At 33.1% G+C, this 24,298-nt stretch carries 18 protein-coding genes; 3 read left to right on the plus strand and 15 right to left on the minus strand.

The window, feature by feature from the left end; translation table 11 throughout:
• Positions 1-117: 117 nt before the first annotated feature.
• Positions 118-3,183, minus strand: a complete 3,066-nt coding sequence (locus tag ABWO04_RS04195; RefSeq protein WP_353077608.1) for a TAT-variant-translocated molybdopterin oxidoreductase — start codon at positions 3,181-3,183, stop codon at positions 118-120.
• A gap of 31 nt (positions 3,184-3,214) precedes the next feature.
• Positions 3,215-4,546, minus strand: a complete 1,332-nt coding sequence (locus ABWO04_RS04200) for a c-type cytochrome (protein ID WP_353077610.1) — start codon at positions 4,544-4,546, stop codon at positions 3,215-3,217.
• Positions 4,547-4,754: 208 nt separating this feature from the next.
• On the opposite strand from ABWO04_RS04200, the gene ABWO04_RS04205 reads away from it, so the two are divergent.
• Both ABWO04_RS04205 and ABWO04_RS04210 read left to right on the plus strand, forming a co-directional pair.
• Positions 4,755-5,147, plus strand: coding sequence for an SPOR domain-containing protein (locus tag ABWO04_RS04205; RefSeq protein ID WP_353077612.1), 393 nt, complete (start codon positions 4,755-4,757; stop codon positions 5,145-5,147).
• A 51-nt stretch (positions 5,148-5,198) separates the two neighbouring features.
• Entirely contained in the window at positions 5,199-7,397 is a 2,199-nt protein-coding gene (locus tag ABWO04_RS04210) for a TonB-dependent receptor plug domain-containing protein (protein WP_353077614.1), read from the plus strand.
• Between the two features lie 72 nt (positions 7,398-7,469).
• Here the strand turns inward: ABWO04_RS04210 and ABWO04_RS04215 are convergent, their stop codons facing one another.
• From ABWO04_RS04215 to rimP, 13 genes are all read right to left on the minus strand, one after another.
• Positions 7,470-8,216, minus strand: coding sequence for a maleate cis-trans isomerase family protein (locus tag ABWO04_RS04215; RefSeq protein WP_353077615.1), 747 nt, complete (start codon positions 8,214-8,216; stop codon positions 7,470-7,472).
• A 106-nt stretch (positions 8,217-8,322) separates the two neighbouring features.
• Positions 8,323-9,231: a fumarylacetoacetate hydrolase family protein gene (locus ABWO04_RS04220; RefSeq protein WP_353077617.1), complete on the minus strand. Its 909-nt coding sequence runs from the start codon at positions 9,229-9,231 to the stop codon at positions 8,323-8,325.
• Between the two features lie 236 nt (positions 9,232-9,467).
• The gene (locus tag ABWO04_RS04225) at positions 9,468-10,643 is read right to left on the minus strand and encodes a retropepsin-like aspartic protease (RefSeq protein ID WP_353077619.1); all 1,176 of its coding nucleotides are present in this window, start codon (positions 10,641-10,643) and stop codon (positions 9,468-9,470) included.
• 15 nt (positions 10,644-10,658) lie between these two features.
• Entirely contained in the window at positions 10,659-11,768 is a 1,110-nt protein-coding gene (locus ABWO04_RS04230) for a cupin domain-containing protein (RefSeq protein WP_353077621.1), read from the minus strand.
• A 49-nt stretch (positions 11,769-11,817) separates the two neighbouring features.
• Complete coding sequence (locus tag ABWO04_RS04235) at positions 11,818-12,798, minus strand: carbon-nitrogen hydrolase family protein (RefSeq protein ID WP_353077622.1); 981 nt, start codon at positions 12,796-12,798, stop codon at positions 11,818-11,820.
• A gap of 62 nt (positions 12,799-12,860) precedes the next feature.
• Positions 12,861-13,481 (minus strand): hypothetical protein, encoded by a 621-nt coding sequence (locus ABWO04_RS04240; protein ID WP_353077624.1) that lies wholly within the window; start codon positions 13,479-13,481, stop codon positions 12,861-12,863.
• Between the two features lie 57 nt (positions 13,482-13,538).
• Complete coding sequence (locus tag ABWO04_RS04245; protein ID WP_353077626.1) at positions 13,539-13,955, minus strand: acyl-CoA thioesterase; 417 nt, start codon at positions 13,953-13,955, stop codon at positions 13,539-13,541.
• Positions 13,956-13,996: 41 nt separating this feature from the next.
• A complete protein-coding gene (locus ABWO04_RS04250; protein ID WP_353077628.1) occupies positions 13,997-15,586 on the minus strand; it encodes an AMP-binding protein in 1,590 nt (529 codons plus the stop codon).
• A gap of 75 nt (positions 15,587-15,661) precedes the next feature.
• Complete coding sequence (locus tag ABWO04_RS04255; protein WP_353077630.1) at positions 15,662-17,986, minus strand: oxidoreductase; 2,325 nt, start codon at positions 17,984-17,986, stop codon at positions 15,662-15,664.
• A 40-nt stretch (positions 17,987-18,026) separates the two neighbouring features.
• Positions 18,027-18,629 carry a flavin reductase family protein gene (locus ABWO04_RS04260; protein ID WP_353077631.1) on the minus strand — a complete coding sequence of 201 codons (603 nt, stop codon included), beginning with the start codon at positions 18,627-18,629 and terminating at the stop codon, positions 18,027-18,029.
• Positions 18,630-18,818: 189 nt separating this feature from the next.
• On the minus strand, positions 18,819-21,644 hold the full coding sequence (gene infB, locus ABWO04_RS04265) for a translation initiation factor IF-2 (protein ID WP_353077633.1): 2,826 nt from the start codon (positions 21,642-21,644) through the stop codon (positions 18,819-18,821).
• A gap of 53 nt (positions 21,645-21,697) precedes the next feature.
• A complete protein-coding gene (gene nusA, locus ABWO04_RS04270) occupies positions 21,698-22,939 on the minus strand; it encodes a transcription termination factor NusA (RefSeq protein WP_353077635.1) in 1,242 nt (413 codons plus the stop codon).
• A gap of 14 nt (positions 22,940-22,953) precedes the next feature.
• Entirely contained in the window at positions 22,954-23,421 is a 468-nt protein-coding gene (gene rimP / locus ABWO04_RS04275) for a ribosome assembly cofactor RimP (protein ID WP_353077637.1), read from the minus strand.
• Between the two features lie 179 nt (positions 23,422-23,600).
• Between rimP and ABWO04_RS04280 the strand changes: the two genes are divergently transcribed.
• A partial coding sequence (locus tag ABWO04_RS04280) for a universal stress protein (RefSeq protein ID WP_353077639.1) occupies positions 23,601-24,298 on the plus strand: 698 nt, incomplete at its 3' end.

Consider the following 24,298-nt stretch of genomic DNA (forward strand, 5'->3'; position numbering starts at 1 on the left):
AACTGGGCGAGCTACATCTACGGTTATATCGTGATAAGATTTATCACCAATAACCAAAGGTTTTCTAATGGGTGCTTCGTAATGAGACATAATCCTTTATATTGTTTCTATTAATAATTATTTATCGTTTCTTACCTTAACGTGATACATTACGTTTGGTTTTGTTCCAATGCTTTCTAATAAATGATACATTCTGTCGTCTTCTATAAGTTGCGCAACATCTGATGCTGTATTATTAACATCTCCAAAAATCATAGCTCCTGAAGTACAAGCTGCAGAACAAGCGGTTTGGAAATCATCTTTACCAACTTCTTTTCCTTCTTTCTTAGCTTTTAATATGGTAGCTTGAGTCATTTGGATACACATAGAACATTTTTCCATAACCCCACGAGAACGAACATTTACATCAGGATTTAATACCATACGACCTAAATCATCATTCATGTGGTAATCAAATTCATCATTCTTATTATATAAGAACCAGTTGAAACGACGTACTTTATACGGACAGTTATTAGCGCAGTAACGCGTACCAACACATCTGTTGTATGCCATATGATTTTGACCTTGACGAGAGTGCGATGTAGCTGCAACTGGACAAACTGTTTCACAAGGAGCGTGGTTACAGTGCTGACACATTACAGGTTGGAAAACTACTTGTGGATTAGCAGAAGGATCTTCTAATTCTTGGAAAGTTGAAATAGTTCCTGTTAAACCTTCAGAACTGTTTTTAGTAGTAATATCTCCTGCGAACGTTTCTTCAGATGAATAATATCTGTCGATTCTTAACCAATGCATATCACGACTTCTTCTTATTTCCGATTTTCCAACAACTGGTACATTATTTTCAGCGTGACATGCGATAACACAAGCGCCACAACCAGTACAAGCATTTAAATCGATAGATAAGTTAAAATGGTGTCCTGTAGTTCTGTCAAAAGAAGCCCATAAATCTACTGATGTAGCAGCAACTTCTTTGTGATCTAATGAAACTACTGGTGTTGGATTATAAATTTCTTTATTACCCGCTTCATTCGCTTTATTGAAAATAGATAAAGTAGTATCTTTTACGATATCCCCTCTACCCATTAAAGTTCTTTGTAATTGTACACAAGCAAATTCGTGCTCACCTTCTGTTAAAGTAACCGTAGCGGTTTGATTTGCATTACCGTTTGCATATAAAGTATATGCGTTAACTCCGGTTTGCATTTCGTCTTTTAAAGCTTCTTTTCTACCGTAACCAAAAGCTAAACCAATTGTTCCAGCAGCTTGACCTGGTTGAATAATTACTGGTACATTTTCTAAAGTAGCATTTCCAACTTTAATTGAAACATAACTTCCGTTTAAACCTCCGTTTGCTACATTAAAGTTTTCTAATTTATATTTTTCAGCATCTGCTTTAGATACAGTTACATAATTATCCCAAGACACTCTTGTAATTGGGTCTGGGAATTCTTGTAACCAAGGGTTATTGGCTTGTTGCCCGTCTCCCATTCCAACTTTACTGTATAAAACTAAGTCTAAACCATTTGATTTTGCAACTGAAAGTTTCGTAGCTGAAGCTCCAAAATTACCTGCTTGAGCAGATACATTTCCAGCAGCAGTTACAACAAAACCATCGTGAACGGCTTGGTTCCAAGTTTTTCCACCTAAATTAGCAGAAGCAAAACCTTTTAAGAAATCATAATATGGCGTAGCATTATCATTCCAAGCTAATAACGCTTCTTGAAATTGTTTCGTATTGAATAATGGACGAATTGTTGGCTGAGCAATACTATAGTTTGAACGTGTAATTGCAACATCATTCCAAGATTCTAAATAATGACTTGCTGCAGCAGCGATTGAAGTTTTAGTAGCCGTTTCATCTTCTTTTGTAGAAAATGCTACAGATAATTTTACTTTTCCTAAACCTGCAACAAATTCTTTTGAGTTGGCTAAAGTATATACTGGATTTACGCCACTCATAATTAATGTGTGTACTTTTCCAGCATTCATATCTGCTACTAATTGAGCAACTGCTTTTGCATCACCTTTTCTGGTTAACTTGGCATCAGAAGGATTAAAAGCTTCAGATTTTAAAGCCAAATTGATACCCAACACTAAATATTGTGCATCAAAATCATCTAAACCTGTAACCACTACCCCTTTTGAACCAGCAGCTTTTAATTGTTGTGCTGCTTTTTCAACTTCTTTATCTAAAGCACCAACACTAGCAACAGAAACATTAGAACCTGTAACAGCATTATATAATTTTACTAAAGCTAATTTTTGATTAGCTACAGTTAAAGGAATTCTTTTATCTGCATTGGCACCTGCCAATGACATATTTGCTTCAATTTGAATGTGTTTAGACATTTTTCCGTTTTTCGGAATACGTCCTTTTGCATAACCTGCATCAAAACCTCCACCTTGCCAATCTCCTAAGAAATCAGCACCAACAGAAACTATTGTATCAGCAGCGGCAAAATTATAATTTGCTAAACCTCTGAAACCGTAAACCGATTGAAAAGCATCTAAAGCATTTGAATCAGAAATTGCATCATATATAATGTGTTTAACATTTGTATATTTAGTTGCTAAATCTGAAATTAATTTATCGGTTGAAGGACTTGCAGTAGTATTTGTTAAAATAACAACTTGACTGCCTTTGGCTTTAGCGTCAACTAAACTAGCTTTTACTTTTGCATGTACTTCATTCCAAGATGCCTCTTTTTTATCAATTTTAGGATTTTTCAATCTTAAATTATCATATAAAGACAAAACGGAAGCATGAACTCTTGCGTTAGCTCCTGTTACAGCTCCTTCAGTAGTATTGTTTTCAACTTTAATAGGACGACCTTCACGAGTTTTAATTAAAATATTCGCAAAATCATACCCATCCGCTATAGTTGTAGCATAATAATCAGCTACACCAGGGATAATTTCTTCTGGTTGAACCACATAAGGAATTGACTTAATTACCGGCCCTTCACAAGCTGCTAATGATGCTGCGGCTGTACTGAAACCAACGTACTTTAAAAAGTCACGACGTGAAGTAGATGAATTAGAAAGATTTTCTTTATCACCTAAAAACGCATCAACAGGAATTTGCTCTACAAATTCGTTGCTTTGTAACGCCTCAACAATAGAACTATTTTCATTTAGTTCTTCAACACTTTTCCAGTATTTTTTGTTTGATGCCATTGTATATAGATATTAACTTCTTATATTATTATTAATAGTGACATTTACCACATTCTAAACCACCCATTTGAGCAGCTGTCAACTTAGAAACACCTAATTTCTTAGATAATTGTTCGTGGATTTTTTTGTAATAACCATTGTCTTCAACTTTCACATTTGTCTCTCTGTGACAGTTAATACACCATCCCATAGTTAAAGGTTGGTCTTGTTTCATTACTTCAAATGATTCAACTTTACCGTGACATTTTTGACATTCAATACCACCAACGGTTACGTGTTGTGAGTGATTGAAATATACAAAATCTGGTAAATTATGAATTCTTACCCATTTCACTGGTTTCGTTTTTCCTGTGTATTTTTGAGTGGCTTTATCCCATCCTACTGCGTCATATAATTTTTGAATTTCACCTGTGTAAAATTCTTTAGTATATTCTACATAAGTTGAATCTTTAGAACCTTGGAATTCAGCAATGTTTTTATGGCAATTCATACACACATTTAATGAAGGAATACCCGCATTTTTAGAAACTCTTGCAGATGAGTGACAGTATTTACAATCAATACCATTTTCACCAGCGTGAATTTTATGTGAATAATGAATAGGTTGAATTGGCTCATATCCTTGATCTACTCCAATTTGCATAAAATAACCATACATATAGTAAGCAGAAATTAAAAGGAATAATATAGCCGTTACGACCATTAAAAACTGATTTTTAACAAATGCTTTCCAGAAAGGTAATCCTTTTGGTGCTTCTGCAACTTCAAGACCTTTAGACTCTATTACATTTTTCAATAATCGTTTAACAGTAACCAACATAAACACCAAAATACCTAATACAAATGCCAATACACCTAATATTAAGTTATTTGATACACCACCTTCTGATTTTTCAGCAGTTCCACCTGTTGCAGTTTTTGGAGTTTCAGCTGCCGGAGCCACTTCCATAGTGTATGCTATAATGTTATCAATGTCGCCATTAGATAATTGAGGAAAAGCCGTCATATTTGCTTTCGCATATTCTTCGTACACTTTTACCGCTTTAGCATCACCAGACTTAATTAAGTCTGAGCTATTTTTAATCCATTTGTACAACCATTCTTTGTCATACTTATCGCCAACACCTCTCAATGCAGGACCAGTCATTTTTGCATCTAATTTGTGACAAGCGGCACAATTAGTGTTAAACAATTCTTTTCCTTTTACCGGATCACCTGAACCAGTTGCTGGTGCCGCTGCGGCTGCAGCAGGCGCAGCAGCTGCAACAGCTTCTTGCGCAGAAACACCTACAGCAAAAAATGCAGAAAGTGCTAAAGAAAAGATAGTTTTTGAAAACGATTTAGGGTTACCCAACTTTTTCATATTAAAAATTAATTATCAAACTTATTTTTTGGTATGGTTTTAGCTAATGCTTCATCATACTTTTTTAAAAACTTGGACAAAAATACAACATTAGAATAATTATAAAAACCCTAAATTTATCTTAAAATGTAATTTATTTTAATTCTAAATAAGATAAAGGGCATTTATTTAATTCTAAGTAATAAATTTGCATTAAATATCATTCATTATGAAGACTTTAAATAAAATAACCGCATTTTCAATCTTAATATTTACGATTTTGTCCTCGCAAAATATTTTTTCACAAACCACGAAAACGATAATTGAACAAGATCAAAAAATTGAAAAATTGCTTCAAGAAAAAAGAAAAAACAATTCGGGCATTACTATAAATGACAAGTTTAAGATTCAAATATTTTATGGAAATATAGATGAATCAAAAAAAACATTGATTGCCTTTAAAAAAGAATTTATTTTACTAGACGGAACCATTATTTTTAGTAATCCGTCGTATAAAGTTTGGGTGGGTAGCTTTAAAAGTAAAATTGAAGCTGAAAAGACTTTAATTAACATAAAGAAGAAATATCCAAGCGCCGTAATAATTGAACCTAATAAAAAATAACGACAATCATATGGCATAATTTTTGATGTGTTATTTTTAAATAAATTTAACATGTTAAAAAACTACGCATTTTTTTTCTTTTTTCTACTACTAAATTCACAATTATCTTTTAGTCAAGATGTTACAGACACCATCAAGACTCAAAATATTGAAGAGATAAAAATCAATTCTAAGAAAATTACAATTGATAAAAATCAAACACCATCACAAATTGAAATTTTTTCTAAAGAAAAGATCGAATTTCAAAATTTTCAAAGTACCGCCGATATGTTGGCAAATTCTGGTGCTTTATTTGTTCAAAAATCACAGCAAGGCGGAGGAAGTCCAGTGATTAGAGGATTTGAATCCAGTCGAATTTTACTTTTAGTTGATGGTGTACGTATGAATAATCTAATTTTTAGATCGGGTCATTTACAAAATGTGATTACAGTTGATGAAAATTTCTTAGAAACAGCTTTAGTTCAATACGGACCTACCTCATCCCTATATGGAAGTGACGCTCTCGGAGGTTCGGTAAATATGATTACGAAAAACGCAAAGTTAATTGATGGTTTTACTGGAAATTTTAATACACGATATTCATCTGTAAACGAAGAAAAATCAGGTTATTTTGACATTAATTATGGAAGCAAGAATTTTGCGTCTTTAACCGCTTTTTCATACAATGATTTTGGTGATTTGAAAATGGGAAAATCTAAAAATCATAACGGTGATTTCTTTGGAGAAAGAACAAAATATGTTGAAACCATAAATGGAGTGGATATTTTAACCCAAAATAACAACAAATATGTACAAATTGGAAGTGCTTTTAAACAGTACAACTTTATGCAAAAATTAATTTATACATCAAAAAGTGGTTATACTCATAATGCTAATTTTCAATATTCAACCTCTTCAAACATCAATAGATACGACCGATTAACAGATCCTTCAGGTACCGGTTTAAAAAGCGCCGAATGGTACTACGGGCCACAAAAAAGACTTTTAGGAGTGTACAGTTTAGAAAAAGAAAATGTGTTTGCAAATACAGATTTTAAATTAGATGCGGGTTATCAAAATGTGGAAGAAAGTAGAATGAATAGAAATTTTGGAAATTACAACTTGCAAAACAGAATAGAAAATGTGAATATATATTCATTAGCCGCCAATTTTGAAACCAAATTAAAAAGAGGAAATTTATATTATGGTATTGAAAATTATTATGATGATTTAAAATCGACCGCCTTTAAAAACAATATTAAAACTGGTGTAATCGCACCTTTAGACACAAGATATCCGAATGGAAAAAACAATATGATGCGAAATGATATCTATATTTCATACACATCCAAAAGATATGTGGCTACTAATTTTTCTATGGGTGCAAGAATTGGATACGCTTCACTTAATAGCACAATAGCTGATAATTCAATAATGCCGTTACCTTTTAATGAAATTAAACAGCAAAATTTTACCTATAGCGGTAACATTGGTTTAGTTCACAACGCTTCGGAAAATTTTATCCTTAAAACCAATGTAAGTTCTGGTTTTAGAGTGCCGAATATTGATGATTTAGCAAAAATATTTGAATCTGGTGCTGGGACTTTAATTGTTCCAAATAAAGATTTGAAACCAGAACAAACAGTTACTGGAGATTTTGGATTTGTTTTAAAATCTAAATCGAACAAATATCAATTTGATGCAACTTATTTTTACACGCAATTATACGATGCCATTGTAACAGATAAATTTACTTTTAATAATCAAAACACCTACGATTTTGGTGGCGGTGATGTAAGAAACGTAATTGCCAATCAAAATTTAGGAAAAGCATTTGTAACTGGAGTAAACGGAAATATAAAAACAACTTTGGCTAAAAATGTGCAATTTAATGGTTCGTATAATATTACTTTAGGAAGAGTTACTACCGATGGAAACAAAAGACCTTTAGATCATATTCCACCTTATTTTGGAAAATTAGGAATTAATTACACACCAAAATGGGCCACTTTTGAAGCTTATATGCTGTTTAACGGGAAAAAACACTTAAGTGATTATTCTACAAGTGGTGAAGACAACTTAAATTATGCTCCAGCAAATGGAATGCCAGCTTGGGAGACGTATAATTTTAAAGCAGCAACAAAATCAATAGAAGGATTCACTTTATTTACAGGTGTAGAAAACCTATTAGATACGCAGTATAGAAATTTTGCTTCTGGAATTAACGCTGGTGGAAGAAACATATATGGTGGAGCAAAATATAGTTTTTAAACATTCTATATAAAAAACAAAATGCGTTCAGATTTATTTTAAGAACGCATTTTTTTATGATGTTAATTGGATTTAATATTTCCCACTCAATAATTCTCCACCAATAGCCGATTTAGCTTCGATTCCTATTTTTTTCATCATTTCATATGTGGTGCAAACAGCTGCAGAAGTAACAGGAATTCCACATTCGGCTTGAATTAAATCTATGGCTTCTAACGATGGCATTTGTACACAAGCTGAAGCAACTAAAACATCTACATCTGTCAAATCTAATTGTTTGTAAATTTCTAATAAATTCATTGGATTTTGAGCTGCCACTTCTAAGTTATCCGGAATTTCTAAAGCAATACTTTGTTTTACTTTGATGCCTTGATTTTCGATATAATCCACCACCATATCGGTTAATGGTCGCATATAAGGCGTAATAATCGAAATTTGTTTCGCACCTAAAACCTTCAGTCCATTAATTAATGCACCTGCTGAAGTAACAATTGGCGTTGGAAAATCATTAGCAATTGTTTCTTGGTGCAAATTTACTTCCGACACACAATGATATCCGCGTCCCATACTCATAATGGCTACCAAACAGGCGTAACCCATAACATCTACGTGAGCATCTGACAATTCTTGCGCACATTTCAAACTCATCGCATCCATCGCTTCCAATTCTTCTTTGGTTACTTTTTTCATACGCATTCTACTGCTATGAAACGTAAATCGCTCAGGTAAAATGGTTTCGCGTGAACGAAAAATGGCTGGTATTTCGGTTTCCATCGTTACGTTTGAGGATGGAACTATTTGTCCTATTCTGTATTTCATAACATTATTTGTTTTTTTTCGCAGAGATTCACAAAGTTTTCACAAAGATTCACAAAAAATTTTGTGTTACTCTGTGCTTTTCTCTGTGGAACTCTGTGTAATAATTTTATATCTCTTTAACTGTATTCGTTATAGTTCCAATGCCTTCCACTGTGGCTTCTACCACATCACCATTATGCATCCATTCTTGAGGATTTCTTCCAGCGCCAACGCCTGCTGGAGTTCCGGTTGCAATGATGTCGCCAGCTTCTAAGGTGAAAACAATACTTAAATCTTCAATCAAATCATTTATATTGAAAAGCATAAATTTTGTGTTGGAATTTTGTTTTTCAATCCCATTTACTTTTAACGATAAATTCAAATTATGTGGGTTTTCAATTTCGTCTTTCGTAACTAAAAATGGTCCCATTGGTGCAAAAGTATCTTGCCCTTTAGATACAATCCATTGTCCTTCTCTACGGCAATCGCGCGCAGAAATATCATTAATTACCGTGTAACCAAAAACATAATCCAATGCATCTTCTTTAGCTACATATTTTCCTTTTTTAGCAATTACAACGGCTAATTCACATTCCCAATCCAATTGAGAAGTCAATTTTGTATTTTTTATAATTTCCGTATTTGTAGCCGTTACAGTTGTAGGTGGCTTAGAAAAAATAATTGGTTTTGTTGGTAATTTACCAGTAGTATCTAATCCACGAGCACTTTCTGCCACGTGTTCGGTGTAATTTAACCCAATTCCGATGATGTTTTTTCTTGGTTTTTCGATGGGTGCTAAAATCGTAACTTCGTTCATTTCATAAGCAATTTCTTCGAAGAAATTTTCTGGTGTTTCCGAAATTAATTCGCTTATTTCAGCAATAATTTCAAATCCCATATCAATTAAATCCAACATATCATTAGGCAATGGGAAATTAGAAATTTCTCCAAAATCTTCCATATCAATGACTTGATTGTTATGAATGAAGCCCAAACGTGGCTCGGTGTCTTGTGTTTTGTAGGTAAGTAGTTTCATATTTTTTATGTTTCAAAGTTGCAAAGTTACAAAGTAGCAAAGTTATTTATTGATTTTTGTGATTATTATAGATATTTATTGAAATAATTAATGACCACCATACAATACTAATATATCCTAAAAATATTGCAAAATCGTCTTTTTGTTGTATTAGATAAATACTAATAATAAAAAATATAATTGTAACAAAATTAATTGAATTATAAAATAATTTTAAAAGTTTCATTTGTAAATTTTTAATTTTCAATAGTAATTTCGCTGATTTGACCTTCTTTGTTTTTTATTTTTAAGATATAACTATCTTTATTTTTCCATTCTTTTTTAAGTCTTAAAAAATCACAAAGAGAAATATTAGTAATATCTATTTGATCAACACTAATGACTTCATCACCAGTATTCATTAATGTTTTAAATTTTTCATCCCAGACTATACCAATAACTACTTTGTCATTTTGTACAGAAGTATAAAACTTCGGTGTTTTTTCTTTTACATCAATAATTTTGGTAGATTCGAAATAGAATTTTTTATTTAAAAAATCTAAAGTTACATCTCCATATTTTAGAATATCTAATCCAATTCTTGAGTTATCATCTGAGGTTGTCGAAACCATTATATTATTTATGTTCTGTTGGTTTAAGTTAGCGTTTTCAATTTCAAGCAATTTTTGTTCATTGCTATTACCCGCACCAAAAAGTCCCGAATCTCCAATACCTGTAGCAGAATATAATGCCTCAAAAATTTTGCTTTTTTCAAAAATCGTATACGCTCTTTTTGACATATCATAAAGACCATCCATACCCGTATCCACAAGAACCATATCTGAAGCTTTTTCATTATTTTTACCTTCAAATTTTAATTCTACATAGGGTGATTTTTGATTCCCTACTAATTTCATCTTGACTGGTTTTTTATCAATATTTAATGATTTTATTTTATTTGTGATAATTATAGTTTTATTAGCGCCATTTATCTTAATAATTGAATTTCGTAATAAATTACTACCTATAAAGCCATCAATTTTATAACAACTAAGTAAATTATGTTCTTCAAAATTATAAATTAAACCCGCTTGATTTTCAAAAATAAGGGTACCAATTTTTACTTGAGGAACCACAGCGAATTTCATTTTTTGATCTTGATTGTTTGCATCATTTACATTTATAGAATCACCTTCTGTAATATTTAATTCTTTCAATAATTCTGGAGAGAATAAATTAGGTGCCCCAGTATCTAACAAAAATCGATATGTTTTGTCATTAATAGTAACCGGAAGTATTATTTTTCCTATTTCTGTTTGATATGGAATAACTTCATAATATTCTTTAAGGTTTATGCTGCCTTGGTTAAAATTAATTTGACCAAAAATTAAAGAATTTATTAATAGAAGAATTAAGACTAGTTTATGTTTCATATTTCTATTTTATTTTTAGGTCATTTGATGACCATTATTTTCTTCCAATTCTCTTGATTGAAAAAGCCCTAAACTTTCAATGACAGGTAAATCGTTGAATTGAAATAAGCAAGCATCTTCTGTTTCGGAAAGGTTGTGGTGTTCGTGCCAAGCCCAACTCGGAACGCAGAAAATATCTCTTTCTTTCCAATCGAAGCGTTGGCCGTTGATGATGGAAAATCCTTTTCCTTTCGCACATTGATATACGAACGAACCCGTATGCTTGTGTGCTTTTCCCTTGAAACCTGCCGGTAATAATTGCATTGCCGCACCCATAGTTTGCATCACATGTCCGCCTGTTAACGGATTGGAATATTGCATAAAAATTCCATCAAATGAATTGATTTCATTGACTTTTTGAGCTTCTAAAAGTGCTGGATACACGTTTTTCCAGGAATATTTGAATAATGGTGAATACGGCTTGTCCCACGTTTTGTCAGCAGGAATTAATCCGGCACAGCCATACGTTATTGGTGAATAATTCAGCGGTTTTACTAATGGTTGCTTGCCGTCATACACCGCATAGTCATTAGCTTCCAATGCGTTTACTAAAGGAATATCCAAACCATCTTGCCAAATACAGGTTTTCCCGCCTTCTTCCACGCCGTGTTCGTGCCAAGTGGAATTAGGTGTAATAACAAAATCATTGACTTCAAGCATAATTTTATTACCATCCACAACGGTATAGCCTTTTTCGCCTTCCATAATAAATCGCAATGCCGATGCTTTATGACGGTGCGCCGAAGTGCTTTCGCCTGGACGTGTAACTTGAATTCCAGTGTACAACCAACCCACAGCTGCCGAAACATCTTTACGCTTGTCGTTTACCAAATAAACCACACGACGACCTGCTTGTTCGGGTGTAACTAATTCGGATGATTTTAAAACTAAATCACGTAAATCATCATATTTCCATAGCATTGGAACAGATGACGAACGCGGTTCCCAAGGTTCGATGTCATTGGCTACTGTCCATAAAGCACCTGCACCTAAAGCTTCAAGTTCTTTGTAATAGGCAACTAATTCGGGTGAATCTTGTACTCTTGCACGACCGATTTGGTCATCTGAAAAGTTATTTTCTTCCATTTTGTTTTATTTTAAATTGGTGACTTCGAGTGCCTCAGTCATCAATTATTTATCTTTTATTAAAGTCTTCGTGATTATCAATAAATGTAATATTTCGTGTGGGAGCAGTATTTACTCTCAAATCGAAAATATCAAATCGGTTGTAATGTCCTAAAATATCGTGCATTTGTTTCGGTTGGATGCACTTTTCTAAGTCAATTTCAGCATATACAATTCCTTCTTCATCAATTAAAGGCGTACCGATTACAGCTCCGTTAGGTCCAATAAATCCAGAAAATGCCGAACTTTTTCGATCTAATAATTCATCCACATTCGGCACATCGGCACGTAAGGCATCCTTGATTTCTTGAGAAATAGTGGAACACGATACAATCGTAAATAATTTTCCTTCAAAAGAATGCGCAGCAGCACGAATTTTTATCGCTTCCGCCATATCATAATCGGGTGGTGCTACAGGTAATGAGATGTAATTAGCAATATGTATCAATTCGCCTTGCGAAAGTAGTGTAAAACGTGCCAAAGTATTGGTGTTTTCGCCACACGCCAAAGTTCCGATAGGTCCTATTTCAGTATCATATACTTTCAACGAAGAACCATCACCAGAAGTCCAAGTCAGTTTTTCTGCCCAAGTTGGCACTAATTTTCTATGTTTTCCGATGATAATACCTTTATTATCGATGATTAAATTGGTATTGTAAATTTCGCCATAGCTTTTGCCTCGTTCGTTGATCCCCATCACGATATGCATATCATTTTCTTTAGCAGCCAAGCATAATTTCTTGATTTCAGGTCCAGAAATATCTACCGAATTTTTATATAATTCTTCGTACCACTTGCTTCCTTGAACAGGCGTCATAATCCAATTCCAATAGGGATATCCTGAAATAAATACTTCAGGAAAAGCAATAAGTTTTGCTTGGTTTGAGGCGGCTTCTTTAATAAAAGAAATTGCTTTATCCACTGTTTTTTCTACGTTTAGAAATACAGGTGAGGTTTGAACAGTAGCGGCTTTGAATTTTTTAAATTTCATTTTTTATTGTTTTGGTACGCGGATGAAACAGATTGCTTGGCAAACGCGAATAATTGCTGATTTTATTTACAATCTTTACTTTGTTCATTTACTTTCTTCGCAAAACTTGTAATTTTTTCGTTTGGTGAAATTTTTATTACTTCACTTGAATACTTTTGTGCATTAACACATTCTCCTAAATTCAAATATGCTATCGATAAATTTAAAATTAAAATTGATTTAGTATTTAAACTTTTATCGCTCGTAAATTTCATTCCACGAATTAAAATATCTTTAGCTTTATCATATTCTTGACTTCTTAAGTAATTCTGTCCCAAATTAGAATAAGTTTCTGTATGTGTACTATCTATGGATATTATATTTAAAGAGATTTCATTTGATTTTTCAATATTGCCTAATCTTGTTTCTGTTTGCGCAATTCCATTAAGTATTACAGGATTTTTACTTTCAATTTTATCAGCTTCTATGAACTTTTCTTTTGCTTTTTCAAAATTTTGATTGTCAACATATTTTAATCCTTCAGCAAATAATGCTTTTGCAGTTTTGTCTTTAATTCCATCATTTTCATCGAATATGACGTCTTTTGTATCGGTTTTGACTTTTGTGCTTTCTTCATTTTGACCTTTGCAAGAATTTAAAGTCAAGATAAAAACCAATGTAAATATTCCTCTTTCAATTTTCATATTGTTATCTATTTGTAGTTTTGTTATTCTGCAGTAAAATAGGCATTAACTGTCATTTTAAACTATATATTTTGAAATTTTATTCTTCATTTCGTCAGTGAAATGTTCGGCTTTAATGCCGTTTCTGTCTGCGTTGAAAGCTACATTTACTAAGGTAACTTCGCCTTCTAAAACTATAGTATTGGTTTCGTTTTCAAACTCAAATCCACAAATTATTGAAGAGTTTTTTAACTCTTTTACCCAAAGTTTTTTAGTTAAGATTTCACCCAAACGTGCGGCATTTTTGAATTGAATTTTTAAATCAACTGTAGGAATACCATTGGTTTCGTGCATTTTTGAAAAAGGTCGGTCTAATGCTTCTTCAAACCAATCTTCCACTAAACCATTGAGCATTTCTAAAAATCTCGGATAGAAAACTATTCCGGCATAATCTATATGTTGAAAACGAACTTTTTCTTGTTTTGTAAATTGCATATTTCTGTTATTTTAAACACTAATTACAAAATTAGTACTAATTATTTTAACTTAAATCGTTGAATTTTACCTGTTTCAGTTTTTGGCAAACTTGTAACAAAGTTAATTACTCTTGGATATTTATACGGCGCTGCTGTGTTTTTAAACCAATTTTGAATCTGAATTTTTAATGCTTCATCTGCCATTTCTTGTTCTTTTAAAACAATATGCGCACAAACCAACATCCCTCGTTCTTCATCGGGTAAACCCACAACGGCACATTCTAAAATGGCTTCATGTGTTAAAAGTACGGATTCTACTTCAATTGCTGCAATATTATAGCCTGAAGAAATAATCATATCATCGCCACGTGCCACAAAATGAAAATACCCTTCTTCATCTTGTCGGAAAATATCACCTGTAATGTTCCAGCCGTTTTCAACGTATTCGCGTTGTTTTTCTTCTCGATTCAAATATTTACAACCTGTAATTCCTCGAACCGCTAATCTTCCAGCTTCATTTCTTGGTAATTCGTTACCTTGTTGGTCAATAATTTTAGCTTCGTAACCTGAAATCGCTTTTCCAGTAGTGCCTGGTTTCATATTTTCTTCATTGGATGAAATAAAAATATGTAACATTTCGGTAGCTCCAATGCCATCAATAATTTTTAGTCCTGTAGTATCGTACCAATCTTGCCAAACCTTCAAAGGTAACGTTTCACCAGCAGAAACACATTTTCGTAAACTCGAAATATCGTACTCTTGAATTTTGGTGGTAATCATTCGCCAAGCGGTTGGTGCTGTGAAACAAATCGTAATTTTATACTCTTGAATGGCTTGTAACAACACGTCTGGACTTGGTTTTTCAATTAAAAAAGTGGAAGCGCCAAAATACATCGGAAACAACACCAAACCACCTAATCCAAAAGTAAAACCAATTGGCGGACTTCCAATAAATATATCATTTGAAGTAGGTTGTAAGGAATAATTTGGAAATGCTTCGCAAATATTGAGAATATCTTTGTGATAATGTGCCGTCATTTTTGGTAAACCTGTGGTACCTGAAGTAAACCCAATTAATGCTACATCATTTGATTTTGAAGGATAATTTACGAATGTTTTGGGTTTATTTTCTATTAACTTTTCTAAATCGGAATTTCTGTAAAAACATATGTGTTTTAGAAAATCAGAAGTTACTAAATTCATTTCTTCGGCTAAATCGCTATCACAAAAAGCGTGAGAAATTTCAGCACAATCAATTATAGTGGTTATTTCTTTAGCACGCAATAATGGCATGGTTGCTACGACAATTCCGCCTGCTTTTAAAACTGCAAACCAACAAGCTACCATCATTGGGTTATTCGCCGAACGCAACAACACTCGATTTCCCGATTGTAAACCTAAATCTTCGACTAAAACATGGGCAATTTGATTGGCTTTTTCAAACAAATCTTGATACGTCCAGGTTTCTTCAAAGGTTCGTATGCAAACTGCATTTCCTCGACCTTCTTTGATGTGAGAATCTAATAGTTTGTCTACGCAATTCAAAAGTTCAGGTTGTTGGAATTGTGGGAAATCAGTAAAAATATAGTCGGGTTGTAATTCCTGACTTGGTAAATGTATATGAGTAAAATTATCTTCGTAATGTTTCATTTGAAAATTCCAATTTTTAAAATTCCAAATTCCAAATTTTTGATTTATTGGAATTTGGCTTTTGTTTTTTGATATTTATAATTTATTACTCTTTGGCTTCAATGCTTTTTTCATGCCTTCCATTTGTTTTCGCTCTGAAGCTTTTAATGGATACAAATGTGAAATACCCATTTTATAGGAATTCGGAATATCTGTTGCGCGAAATTGTTCGTACGCTTGCGCATTTCTTACAAAATTTGCATCTAATAACAAAGGTCTTCCAAGTGCTACTAAATCGGCTCTTCCGTTTAAAATAATCGTATTAATTTGATCAATATCTTGAATATATCCAGCAGTTATTGTTGGAATATGAACCGTATTTCGAACTGCATCTGAGAAAGGCGTTTGCCACATTCTGCCAGTTTGTGGTTTTTGGTTAGCAACCGTATTTCCTGTGGAAACATTAATAATATCAGCACCCTCTTTTTTAAACGCTTCTAAAATAACAAAAAAATCAGCTTCTGAAATTCCGTTTTCAGCCCAATCGGTAGCGGATATTCGAACAGAAATTGGGTTTTCTTTAGGAAATACTTCACGAATGGCTGTAAAAACTTCCAATGGATATTTTAAACGATTTTCAACGCTTCCACCAAATTCATCGCTACGAATATTAGTCAATGGAGATAAGAAAGAGGCCAATAAAAACCCGTGATGTGCTTGTAATTCAATCATATCAAAACCAGCTTCGTAAGCATTTTTAGCAGCTTGTACAAATTGATTTTTAACCAATTTCATATCTTCCAAAGTCATTTCTTTTGGACAATCAGAATTTTCATTAAACGGAATAGCAGAAGCCGAAAGCAACTCCCATTTATTACCCTGAAATTGGTCTTCCCAAGGAATTTTTGAACAGCCTTTTCTTCCTGAATGTCCTAATTGAATTCCGATTTTGGTTTGGGTATATTTGTGAATGAAATCAGTAATTCGTTTCCAAGCGTTTACTTGATTTTCGGTGTAAATTCCAGCACATCCTTCGGTAATTCTTCCCGTTTCAGAAACAGCAGTCATTTCGGTCAGAATTAATCCTAAACCACCCACAGCTCTTGACGTATAATGCTGAAAATGCCAATCATTTACCAATCCGTTTTCTGCTACATATTGCCCCATAGCGGACATTACGATACGATTTTGTAATTCTAAATTTCGAAGTTTGAAAGTCGTAAATGCGGCACTTTTGCCTTCGAGAGCCTCAGGCAACGCGTTTTTTGTAAAATTGTTATCTGAGGCTCTCGAAGATAAAAATTCATTTAAAACTTTATCTGTAAATGAATTATCTCTCAAACGTAAGTTTTCGTACGTTACTTTTTTGGAACGCGTCATGCAGCCAAAAGCAAATTGCTGAAATGTATGTTGCATATGACGATCCATATTTTCAAACCAATCCAACGAAACAATGGCGGCATACTGAATCATTTCAACCGTATTTCTTCGGGTTTTATCGTATTGAGCAAAAGCGGCTTGAACATTAGTTGGATGAGCAATTACGGCATCGGACAATCCAATAGCAGAATCCATAGCCAATTTTGTTCCTGAACCAATAGAATAATGGGCTGTAGCTTTGGCATCACCTAATAAAACGATGTTATTATGATACCAATTTTCATTCGTTACATGCGGAAACTGACGCCAGTGTGATTTATTTGAAATTAGTGGATGACCATCTAATTCATCTTTGAAGATTTCGGCAATTTTTGCCATCGTATCGGCTTCATTGGTTACTTCAAAACCGTGTTTTTGCCAGGTTTCATCGCTACATTCAAAAATCCAAGTACTCATACCTTCTTCATATTGATACGAATGTGCCACGATGGTTCCGTGAGGTGTACTTCTGAAAAAATAAGTAAAAGCATCTAATGGTTTTGTTGAGCCTAACCAAACGAAGCGGTTTTTCTTTAGCTCGATTTTTGTTCCAAATTCCTTTTGATATTTTGTACGAATTGCACTTCCAATTCCGTCTGTTGCCAGAATAATATCGGAATCTGCAAATTGTGACAAATCCTCTACATTTTGTTCAAAATGCAAACTCACACCTTCTTCCAAACAACGTTGTTGCAATAATTGCAAAAGGGTTTTTCTGGAACAACCACAAAAACCATTTCCTGCAATAGTTACGGATTCACCATCTCTCGCAATTATAATATCATCCCAGTAGGCAAATTTACTTCGTATTAATTCATACGATTTCATATCGCGTTTTAGAAATTCGCCCAAGGTTTCATCTGAGAACACTACACCAAAACCAAAACTATCATCGGGCTTATTGCGTTCGTAAATATCGATTTGGCAATGCGGCATTGCTTTTTTGGTTAATATCGAAAAGTAAAGTCCGCCTGGACCACCACCTATAACTGTTATTTTCATATTTTAATGGATAATTAACAATGGAAAATTGATAATTAAATTATCTTTTAATAGAGAATATTTCTCCTAATTTGCTATAATTGGAACCTGCTAATCTTGCGACAGGTTTGTATTTTTCTAAATCTATTTTATGATTTTCCATCAAAATTGAATCGTCAATATGCATAGTAATAATTTTTCCAATGATAATACACGCGCCACCATTTTGATGCTTTTCGATAAAATAATGATGTACCATTTCGCATTCAAATTGCACCAAGCTTTCTTTTACTCGTTTTGGTTTGATGTAAATGGATTCTATTGGAGTTACGTTTGCTAATTCAAATTCATTGACATCAGCGGCTACAGATTGCGAAGTAGTATTCATTTGTTCAACCACATCTTCCGTAACTAAATTGACTACAAATTGCTGATTGGCGAGAATATTATTCAACGTGTCTTTATTTTTATTTCCCGTTCGAACGGTTGAAAACATAATGTGAGGCGGATCTTCACTCACAACATTAAAAAAGGAAAACGGTGCTAAATTATCAATTCCATTTTCATCAACAGTGGCTACCCAAGCGATAGGTCTTGGAATGACAGTTCCAGTCAATAATTTGTATAAAGCCGAAGATTCGGTGTTTTGAATGTCGAATTGCATTTGAAATTTTTATTAGTATCTTCAAAAATAAGTTAAAAAAAACAAATTATTATAATTTTTTACGTTTAATGTTTAAAGATTTTCTAATGATTTCTATTTTATTTATTTTCAATAAATTAAAGAGAATAAAAATTTATAAAACAAAAAAAATCCCAATTTTCATTGGGATTTAAGTTTATGTTTCAAAAATTATTTCAATTTCTTTTTGATTTCAATTTCGTGGAAACTTTCAATGATATCGTATTCTTTAATATCATTGTATCCTTTTATTTGCATACCACAATCGTATCCTTTAGACACTTCTTTTACGTCATCTTTGAAACGTTTTAAAGCTACTAATTCTCCTGTGAAAATAACAACACCTTCTCTAATTAATCGGATTCTGTTGCTACGAATTACTTTACCATCTGTAATCATACATCCGGCAATTGTTCCAACTTTAGACACTTTAAACAACTCTCTAATTTCGGCAGTACCAGTAATTTCTTCTTTCAATTCTGGAGAAAGCATTCCTTCCATCGCATCTTTTAAATCGTCGATAGCGGCGTAAATAATAGAATAATTACGGATATCAATTTCTTCTTTATCTGCTAAAGCTTTAGCGTTTCCTGCAGGACGAACGTTAAATCCGATAATAATCGCATCAGAAGCAGAAGCTAATAATACGTCAGATTCTGTAATCGCTCCCACTCCTTTATGAATGATATTAATTTGAATTTCTTCTGTTGATAATTTAGAGAACGAATCAGATAGTGCTTCAACAGAACCATCCACGTCTCCCTTAAGGATAATGTTTAATTCTTTGAATTGACCTAAAGCAATACGACGTCCAATTTCAGAAAGTGTAATATGTTTCTGAGTACGAACCGATTGCTCACGAGCTAATTGTGCACGTTTAGTAGCAATTTGTTTTGCTTCTCTTTCGTCTTCATAAACATTAAACTTGTCTCCGGCAGTTGGCGCTCCGTCTAAACCTAATACAGATACTGGTGTTGAAGGTCCGGCAATTTTTACATTGTTACCTCTTTCATCAAACATGGCACGAATTTTACCATGATTTTTACCCGCTAACATGTAGTCTCCAATTTTTAAAGTTCCAGCTTGTACTAATATTGTAGAAACGTAACCACGACCTTTGTCTAATTGTGCTTCTACAACTGTTCCTTGTGCAGGTTTATTTGGGTTTGCTTTTAGTTCAAGAACCTCAGCTTCTAATAATACTTTTTCTAATAATTCTGGAATTCCTTGTCCGAATTTTGCTGAGATATCATGAGATTGGTATTTTCCACCCCAATCTTCTACAAGTAAATTCATACCTGCTAATTGCTCTTTAATTTTCTCTGGATTCGCATTTGGTTTATCCACTTTATTGATTGCGAAAATCATTGGAACTCCTGCTGCTTGTGCGTGAGAAATTGCTTCTTTTGTTTGAGGCATGATGTCGTCGTCGGCCGCTACTACAATAATTGCAATATCGGTAACTTGAGCTCCACGAGCACGCATCGCTGTAAAGGCTTCGTGACCAGGTGTATCTAAGAAAGCAATTTTTTGACCACCATCTAAAGTTACTCCGTAGGCACCAATATGCTGTGTAATTCCTCCAGATTCTCCAGCAATAACGTTTGCTTTACGAATGTAATCTAATAACGATGTTTTACCATGATCAACGTGACCCATAACGGTAACAATTGGTGCTCTGAATTCTAATTCTTCTTCAGTATCTTCAATAATTACTGCATTTTCTTCAATATCAGTTGTGATAAATTGCATTTCGTAACCAAATTCATCTGCAACTATAGTCAAAGTTTCAGCATCTAAACGTTGGTTCATGGTTACCATAATACCTAACGACATGCATGTTCCAATCACTTTTGTAATAGGCACATCCATCATAGTAGCAATTTCACCAACCGTAACAAATTCTGTTACTTTTAGGATTTTGCTCTCTAAATCTTGTTGTGCTAAATCGTCATCAGTACGTTGACGGTGCGTTTCCCTTTTATCTCTTCTATATTTTGCCGCTTTAGATTTATTACCTTTTCCTTGTAATCTTTCTAAAGTTTCTTTAATTTGATTTTTTACTTCTTCTTCAGTTGGCTCAACTTTTACCACTGGAGTAGATTTGTTAAAACCTGGTTTTTTGAAGCCACCAGCACCTTGTCCGCCTTGATATGGTCTTTTTACAAAACCACCTTGACCGCCGCCTTGTGTATTTCCTGCAGTACCACCTGTATTTGGTGTTCCTGGCTTAACAATTCTTTTTCGTTTATTTGCTGCTGAACCTGGAGCGCCTGGTGTTCCTGGTTTACTTGCCGCAGCACCTGGTGTTCCTGGTTTTTTAAATTCTTCTTTCTTTTTCTTAGGTTTATTAAATTGAGTTAAATCAATTGTTTGACCAGTGAAAGTAGCTCCTGAAAGTTTCGTGTATTGTGTATCTAATCGTACTTCAATTGGTGTGCCATCAGGATTAAATTCTTGAGGTTGAACTGAAGCTTCTTCTGATTTTGCTTTTGTTTTTTCAACAGATTTTTTTACCGTTTCTGCAGGTTTGTCTGAAGTTTTTTCTGCAACAACTGTTTTTTCTTCTTTTGAAACAACATTATTTTCTTTAGCAGCAACAGGTTTATCAGCTTTAGTTGCTTCTTGTTTTTTTGGATTTAAATCAATTTTTCCCAAAGAAACTGGAGCGGTAACAACTGCTTTTGCTTTTATTATTTCTTGTTTTTGTCTTTCTTCATCTGCAAGACGTTTTACTTCGAGTTCTTTTTCGATTTCACGTTTTAGTGCTTCTTTTTCTTTTTTCTTTTCTTCGCCAACTTCTTTCGAAGCTACTTTATTTCCTTTATCGGCCGAAAAAATATTGCACAAGACGTCGAATTCCAATTGAGAAACTTTTGCATTGGGACTGTGCTCAATGGTATGACCCTTTTCTTTTAAGGTGTCAACAGCTCTATCAAGTGAAATGTTGAATTCTTTTAAAACTTTACTTATTCGTATTACTCTTTCTTCAGACATATTTGTTTTTTGCTTAATTTTCTTTGTGATTGTGATGCTAAATTAATTGTTGATTAGCTATCTAATTCTTGTTGTAAGATGTTGATAACTTCTAAAATGGTTTCTTCCTCTAAATCTGTTCTTCTTACTAAATCAGCAACATCTTTATCGACAATACTTCTTGCGGTATCTAAACCAATTTTTTCGAATTCTTCAATAATCCATTCTTCAATTTCATCACTAAATTCTCTTAATTCCACATCATCTTCTTCTTGAACAATTCCTTCACGAATTACATCTAATTCGTATCCAGTTAATTGACTCGCTAATTTAATGTTTTGTCCGTTTCTACCAATGGCTTTTGAAACTTCTTCAATTTTTAAGAAAACTTCTGCTTTTTTATTTTCTTCATCAATTTTTACTGTAGAAACTTTAGCTGGGCTAAGCGCTCTTGTGATAAATAATTGCGTATTTTGTGTGTAATTTATTACGTCGATATTTTCGTTCCCTAATTCACGAACAATTCCGTGAATGCGAGATCCTTTCATACCTACACAAGCTCCAACTGGATCAATTCTATCATCATAAGAATCAACGGCAACTTTTGCTTTTTCACCAGGAATTCTAACAACTTTCTTAATAGTAATTAAACCATCAAAAACTTCAGGAATTTCTTGTTCAAATAATTTTTCTAAGAAACTTGGTGCTGTTCTTGACATTATAATTTGAGGCTTATTACCTTTAAGCTCTACGCTTTCGATAATACCTCTTACATTTTCTCCTTTTTTAAAGAAATCGTTTGGAATTTGTTTTTCTTTAGGTAAGATAATTTCATTTCCATCGTCATCCATTAAAACTACCATTTTTGGTCGTACATGGTGTACTTCGGCAGTATAAATATCGCCAATTAAATCTTTAAATTGTTTGTAAAGATTGGTGTTATCGTGTTCATGAATTTTAGAAATCAAATTTTGGCGTAAGGCTAAAATAGCTCTTCTACCTAAATCGATTAATTTTACTTCTTCAGATACTTCTTCTCCAATTTCAAAATCAGGTTCGATTTTTCTAGCTTCTGTTAATGTGATTTCTTCGTTTTCAAGATCTAAATCTTCATCAGCTACAACTACACGGTTTCTCCAAATTTCCATATCTCCTTTATCAGGGTTTATGATAATATCGAAATTGTCATCTGAACCATATTTCTTTTTCAACGCATTTCTAAACACATCTTCCAAAATAGCCATAAGGGTTACTCTGTCGATTAGTTTGTCGTCTTTAAATTCTGAAAATGAATCTATTAATGCAATATTCTCCATGGTATGCTTTATTTTTAAAATGATATTATTACTACTGCTTCTTTTATGTCTGAATAAGGAATTGTAATTGTCTTTTGAACGGTTACTTTTCCTTTACCTATTTCTTTTGGTTCTCTTGCGCTCCAAGATAATGTAGCTGTTTGTTCATCTGCATCAGATAATGTAGCCTCAAAATCGCCTTGAGAAATGGTTTTTACTTTTACTGTTCTTCCTATATTTTTTTTATATTGTCTAACCAATTTTAATGGCGAAGACACTCCTGCCGAGGCAACTTCAATAGAATATTCTACATCTTCTGCTTCTAATCCGCTATCTAAAAACTTATTTACATTGATACAATCTTGTAAATTTACACCAGAATCACCATCTAAGATAACAGAAATTTTGTTTGATTCTGAAAAATCTAAATCAATCAGAAACAATTGTGTGTTCTCTTCTAACGCTTTGTCAAGCAAGCTTTTTACTTTTTCTTTAAATGTCATCTTTATAAAAAGAGGCACGCAATGCGTGCCTCATTATTTGGTTGTTTACTAAATAACTTGGCAAATATACAACATTTTTTTTAAAATGTCCAAATATTTCATTTTTCCAAAAAAGTTAAACAATTCAAAAAAAAATTCGTAACTTTATACTATAATTAATAGTAATTAAATTAAAACAAATGAAAACAATTTTAGTACCTACCGATTTTTCAAAACATGCCGAAAATGCTTTAAAAGTAGCCGCACAAATTGCAAAAAAAAATAATGGCGAAATAATTTTATTACACATGCTAGAATTATCAAGTTCAGGAAATGATGCACTGAATACTTCGCATGAAATACCTGAATTAATGTTCTTTAAAAATGCAGCTGTTTCCAAATTAGAAGAATTAGAAAACGCAAGTTTTTTAGATGATATTAAAGTTTCGAGTATCGTACAGTTTAATATGGCTTTTGAGGGAATTATTGAAAATGGAAAAAAACATCATGCTGATTTAGTAGTAATGGGCTCTCACGGAGCAAGTGGTTTTCACGAAATGTTTGTGGGTTCAAATGCCGAAAAAGTGGTAAGAAATTCAGAAATTCCAGTATTAGTGATTAAAAAGGAAGATGCGGATTTTAAAGTTGACACACTTACATTTGCTTCTAATTTTTCAGATGAAATTAAAAAACCTTTTGAAAAAGTAGTTGATTTTGCGAACTATTTCGGAGCTCATATTAATTTACTTCATGTAATTACACCAAATAATTTCAGCACAACAAGAGCTGCTGAAGAAAAAGTTAGAAACTTTATTGAAGAATTTCACTTTTCTAATTATTCTACTCACATTTATAATGATATTAATGTGGAAAAAGGAATTTTACATTTTGCAAAAGA

Source organism: Flavobacterium sp., from assembly GCF_040382755.1.
Taxonomy (GTDB): domain Bacteria; phylum Bacteroidota; class Bacteroidia; order Flavobacteriales; family Flavobacteriaceae; genus Flavobacterium.

What these genes read in the sequence shown, in the direction of transcription:
- ABWO04_RS04235 (WP_353077622.1), bottom strand. Translation starts at nt 12,798, where the DNA reads ATGAAATTTAAAAAATTCAAAGCCGCTACTGTTCAAACCTCACCTGTA.
- ABWO04_RS04210 (WP_353077614.1), top strand. Translation starts at nt 5,199, where the DNA reads ATGTTAAAAAACTACGCATTTTTTTTCTTTTTTCTACTACTAAATTCA.
- ABWO04_RS04205 (WP_353077612.1), top strand. Translation starts at nt 4,755, where the DNA reads ATGAAGACTTTAAATAAAATAACCGCATTTTCAATCTTAATATTTACG.
- ABWO04_RS04260 (WP_353077631.1), bottom strand. Translation starts at nt 18,629, where the DNA reads ATGCAATTCGACATTCAAAACACCGAATCTTCGGCTTTATACAAATTA.
- ABWO04_RS04195 (WP_353077608.1), bottom strand. Translation starts at nt 3,183, where the DNA reads ATGGCATCAAACAAAAAATACTGGAAAAGTGTTGAAGAACTAAATGAA.
- ABWO04_RS04230 (WP_353077621.1), bottom strand. Translation starts at nt 11,768, where the DNA reads ATGGAAGAAAATAACTTTTCAGATGACCAAATCGGTCGTGCAAGAGTA.
- ABWO04_RS04240 (WP_353077624.1), bottom strand. Translation starts at nt 13,481, where the DNA reads ATGAAAATTGAAAGAGGAATATTTACATTGGTTTTTATCTTGACTTTA.
- ABWO04_RS04250 (WP_353077628.1), bottom strand. Translation starts at nt 15,586, where the DNA reads ATGAAACATTACGAAGATAATTTTACTCATATACATTTACCAAGTCAG.
- ABWO04_RS04245 (WP_353077626.1), bottom strand. Translation starts at nt 13,955, where the DNA reads ATGCAATTTACAAAACAAGAAAAAGTTCGTTTTCAACATATAGATTAT.
- rimP (WP_353077637.1), bottom strand. Translation starts at nt 23,421, where the DNA reads ATGACATTTAAAGAAAAAGTAAAAAGCTTGCTTGACAAAGCGTTAGAA.
- ABWO04_RS04200 (WP_353077610.1), bottom strand. Translation starts at nt 4,546, where the DNA reads ATGAAAAAGTTGGGTAACCCTAAATCGTTTTCAAAAACTATCTTTTCT.
- infB (WP_353077633.1), bottom strand. Translation starts at nt 21,644, where the DNA reads ATGTCTGAAGAAAGAGTAATACGAATAAGTAAAGTTTTAAAAGAATTC.
- ABWO04_RS04225 (WP_353077619.1), bottom strand. Translation starts at nt 10,643, where the DNA reads ATGAAACATAAACTAGTCTTAATTCTTCTATTAATAAATTCTTTAATT.
- ABWO04_RS04215 (WP_353077615.1), bottom strand. Translation starts at nt 8,216, where the DNA reads ATGAAATACAGAATAGGACAAATAGTTCCATCCTCAAACGTAACGATG.
- nusA (WP_353077635.1), bottom strand. Translation starts at nt 22,939, where the DNA reads ATGGAGAATATTGCATTAATAGATTCATTTTCAGAATTTAAAGACGAC.
- ABWO04_RS04220 (WP_353077617.1), bottom strand. Translation starts at nt 9,231, where the DNA reads ATGAAACTACTTACCTACAAAACACAAGACACCGAGCCACGTTTGGGC.
- ABWO04_RS04255 (WP_353077630.1), bottom strand. Translation starts at nt 17,986, where the DNA reads ATGAAAATAACAGTTATAGGTGGTGGTCCAGGCGGACTTTACTTTTCG.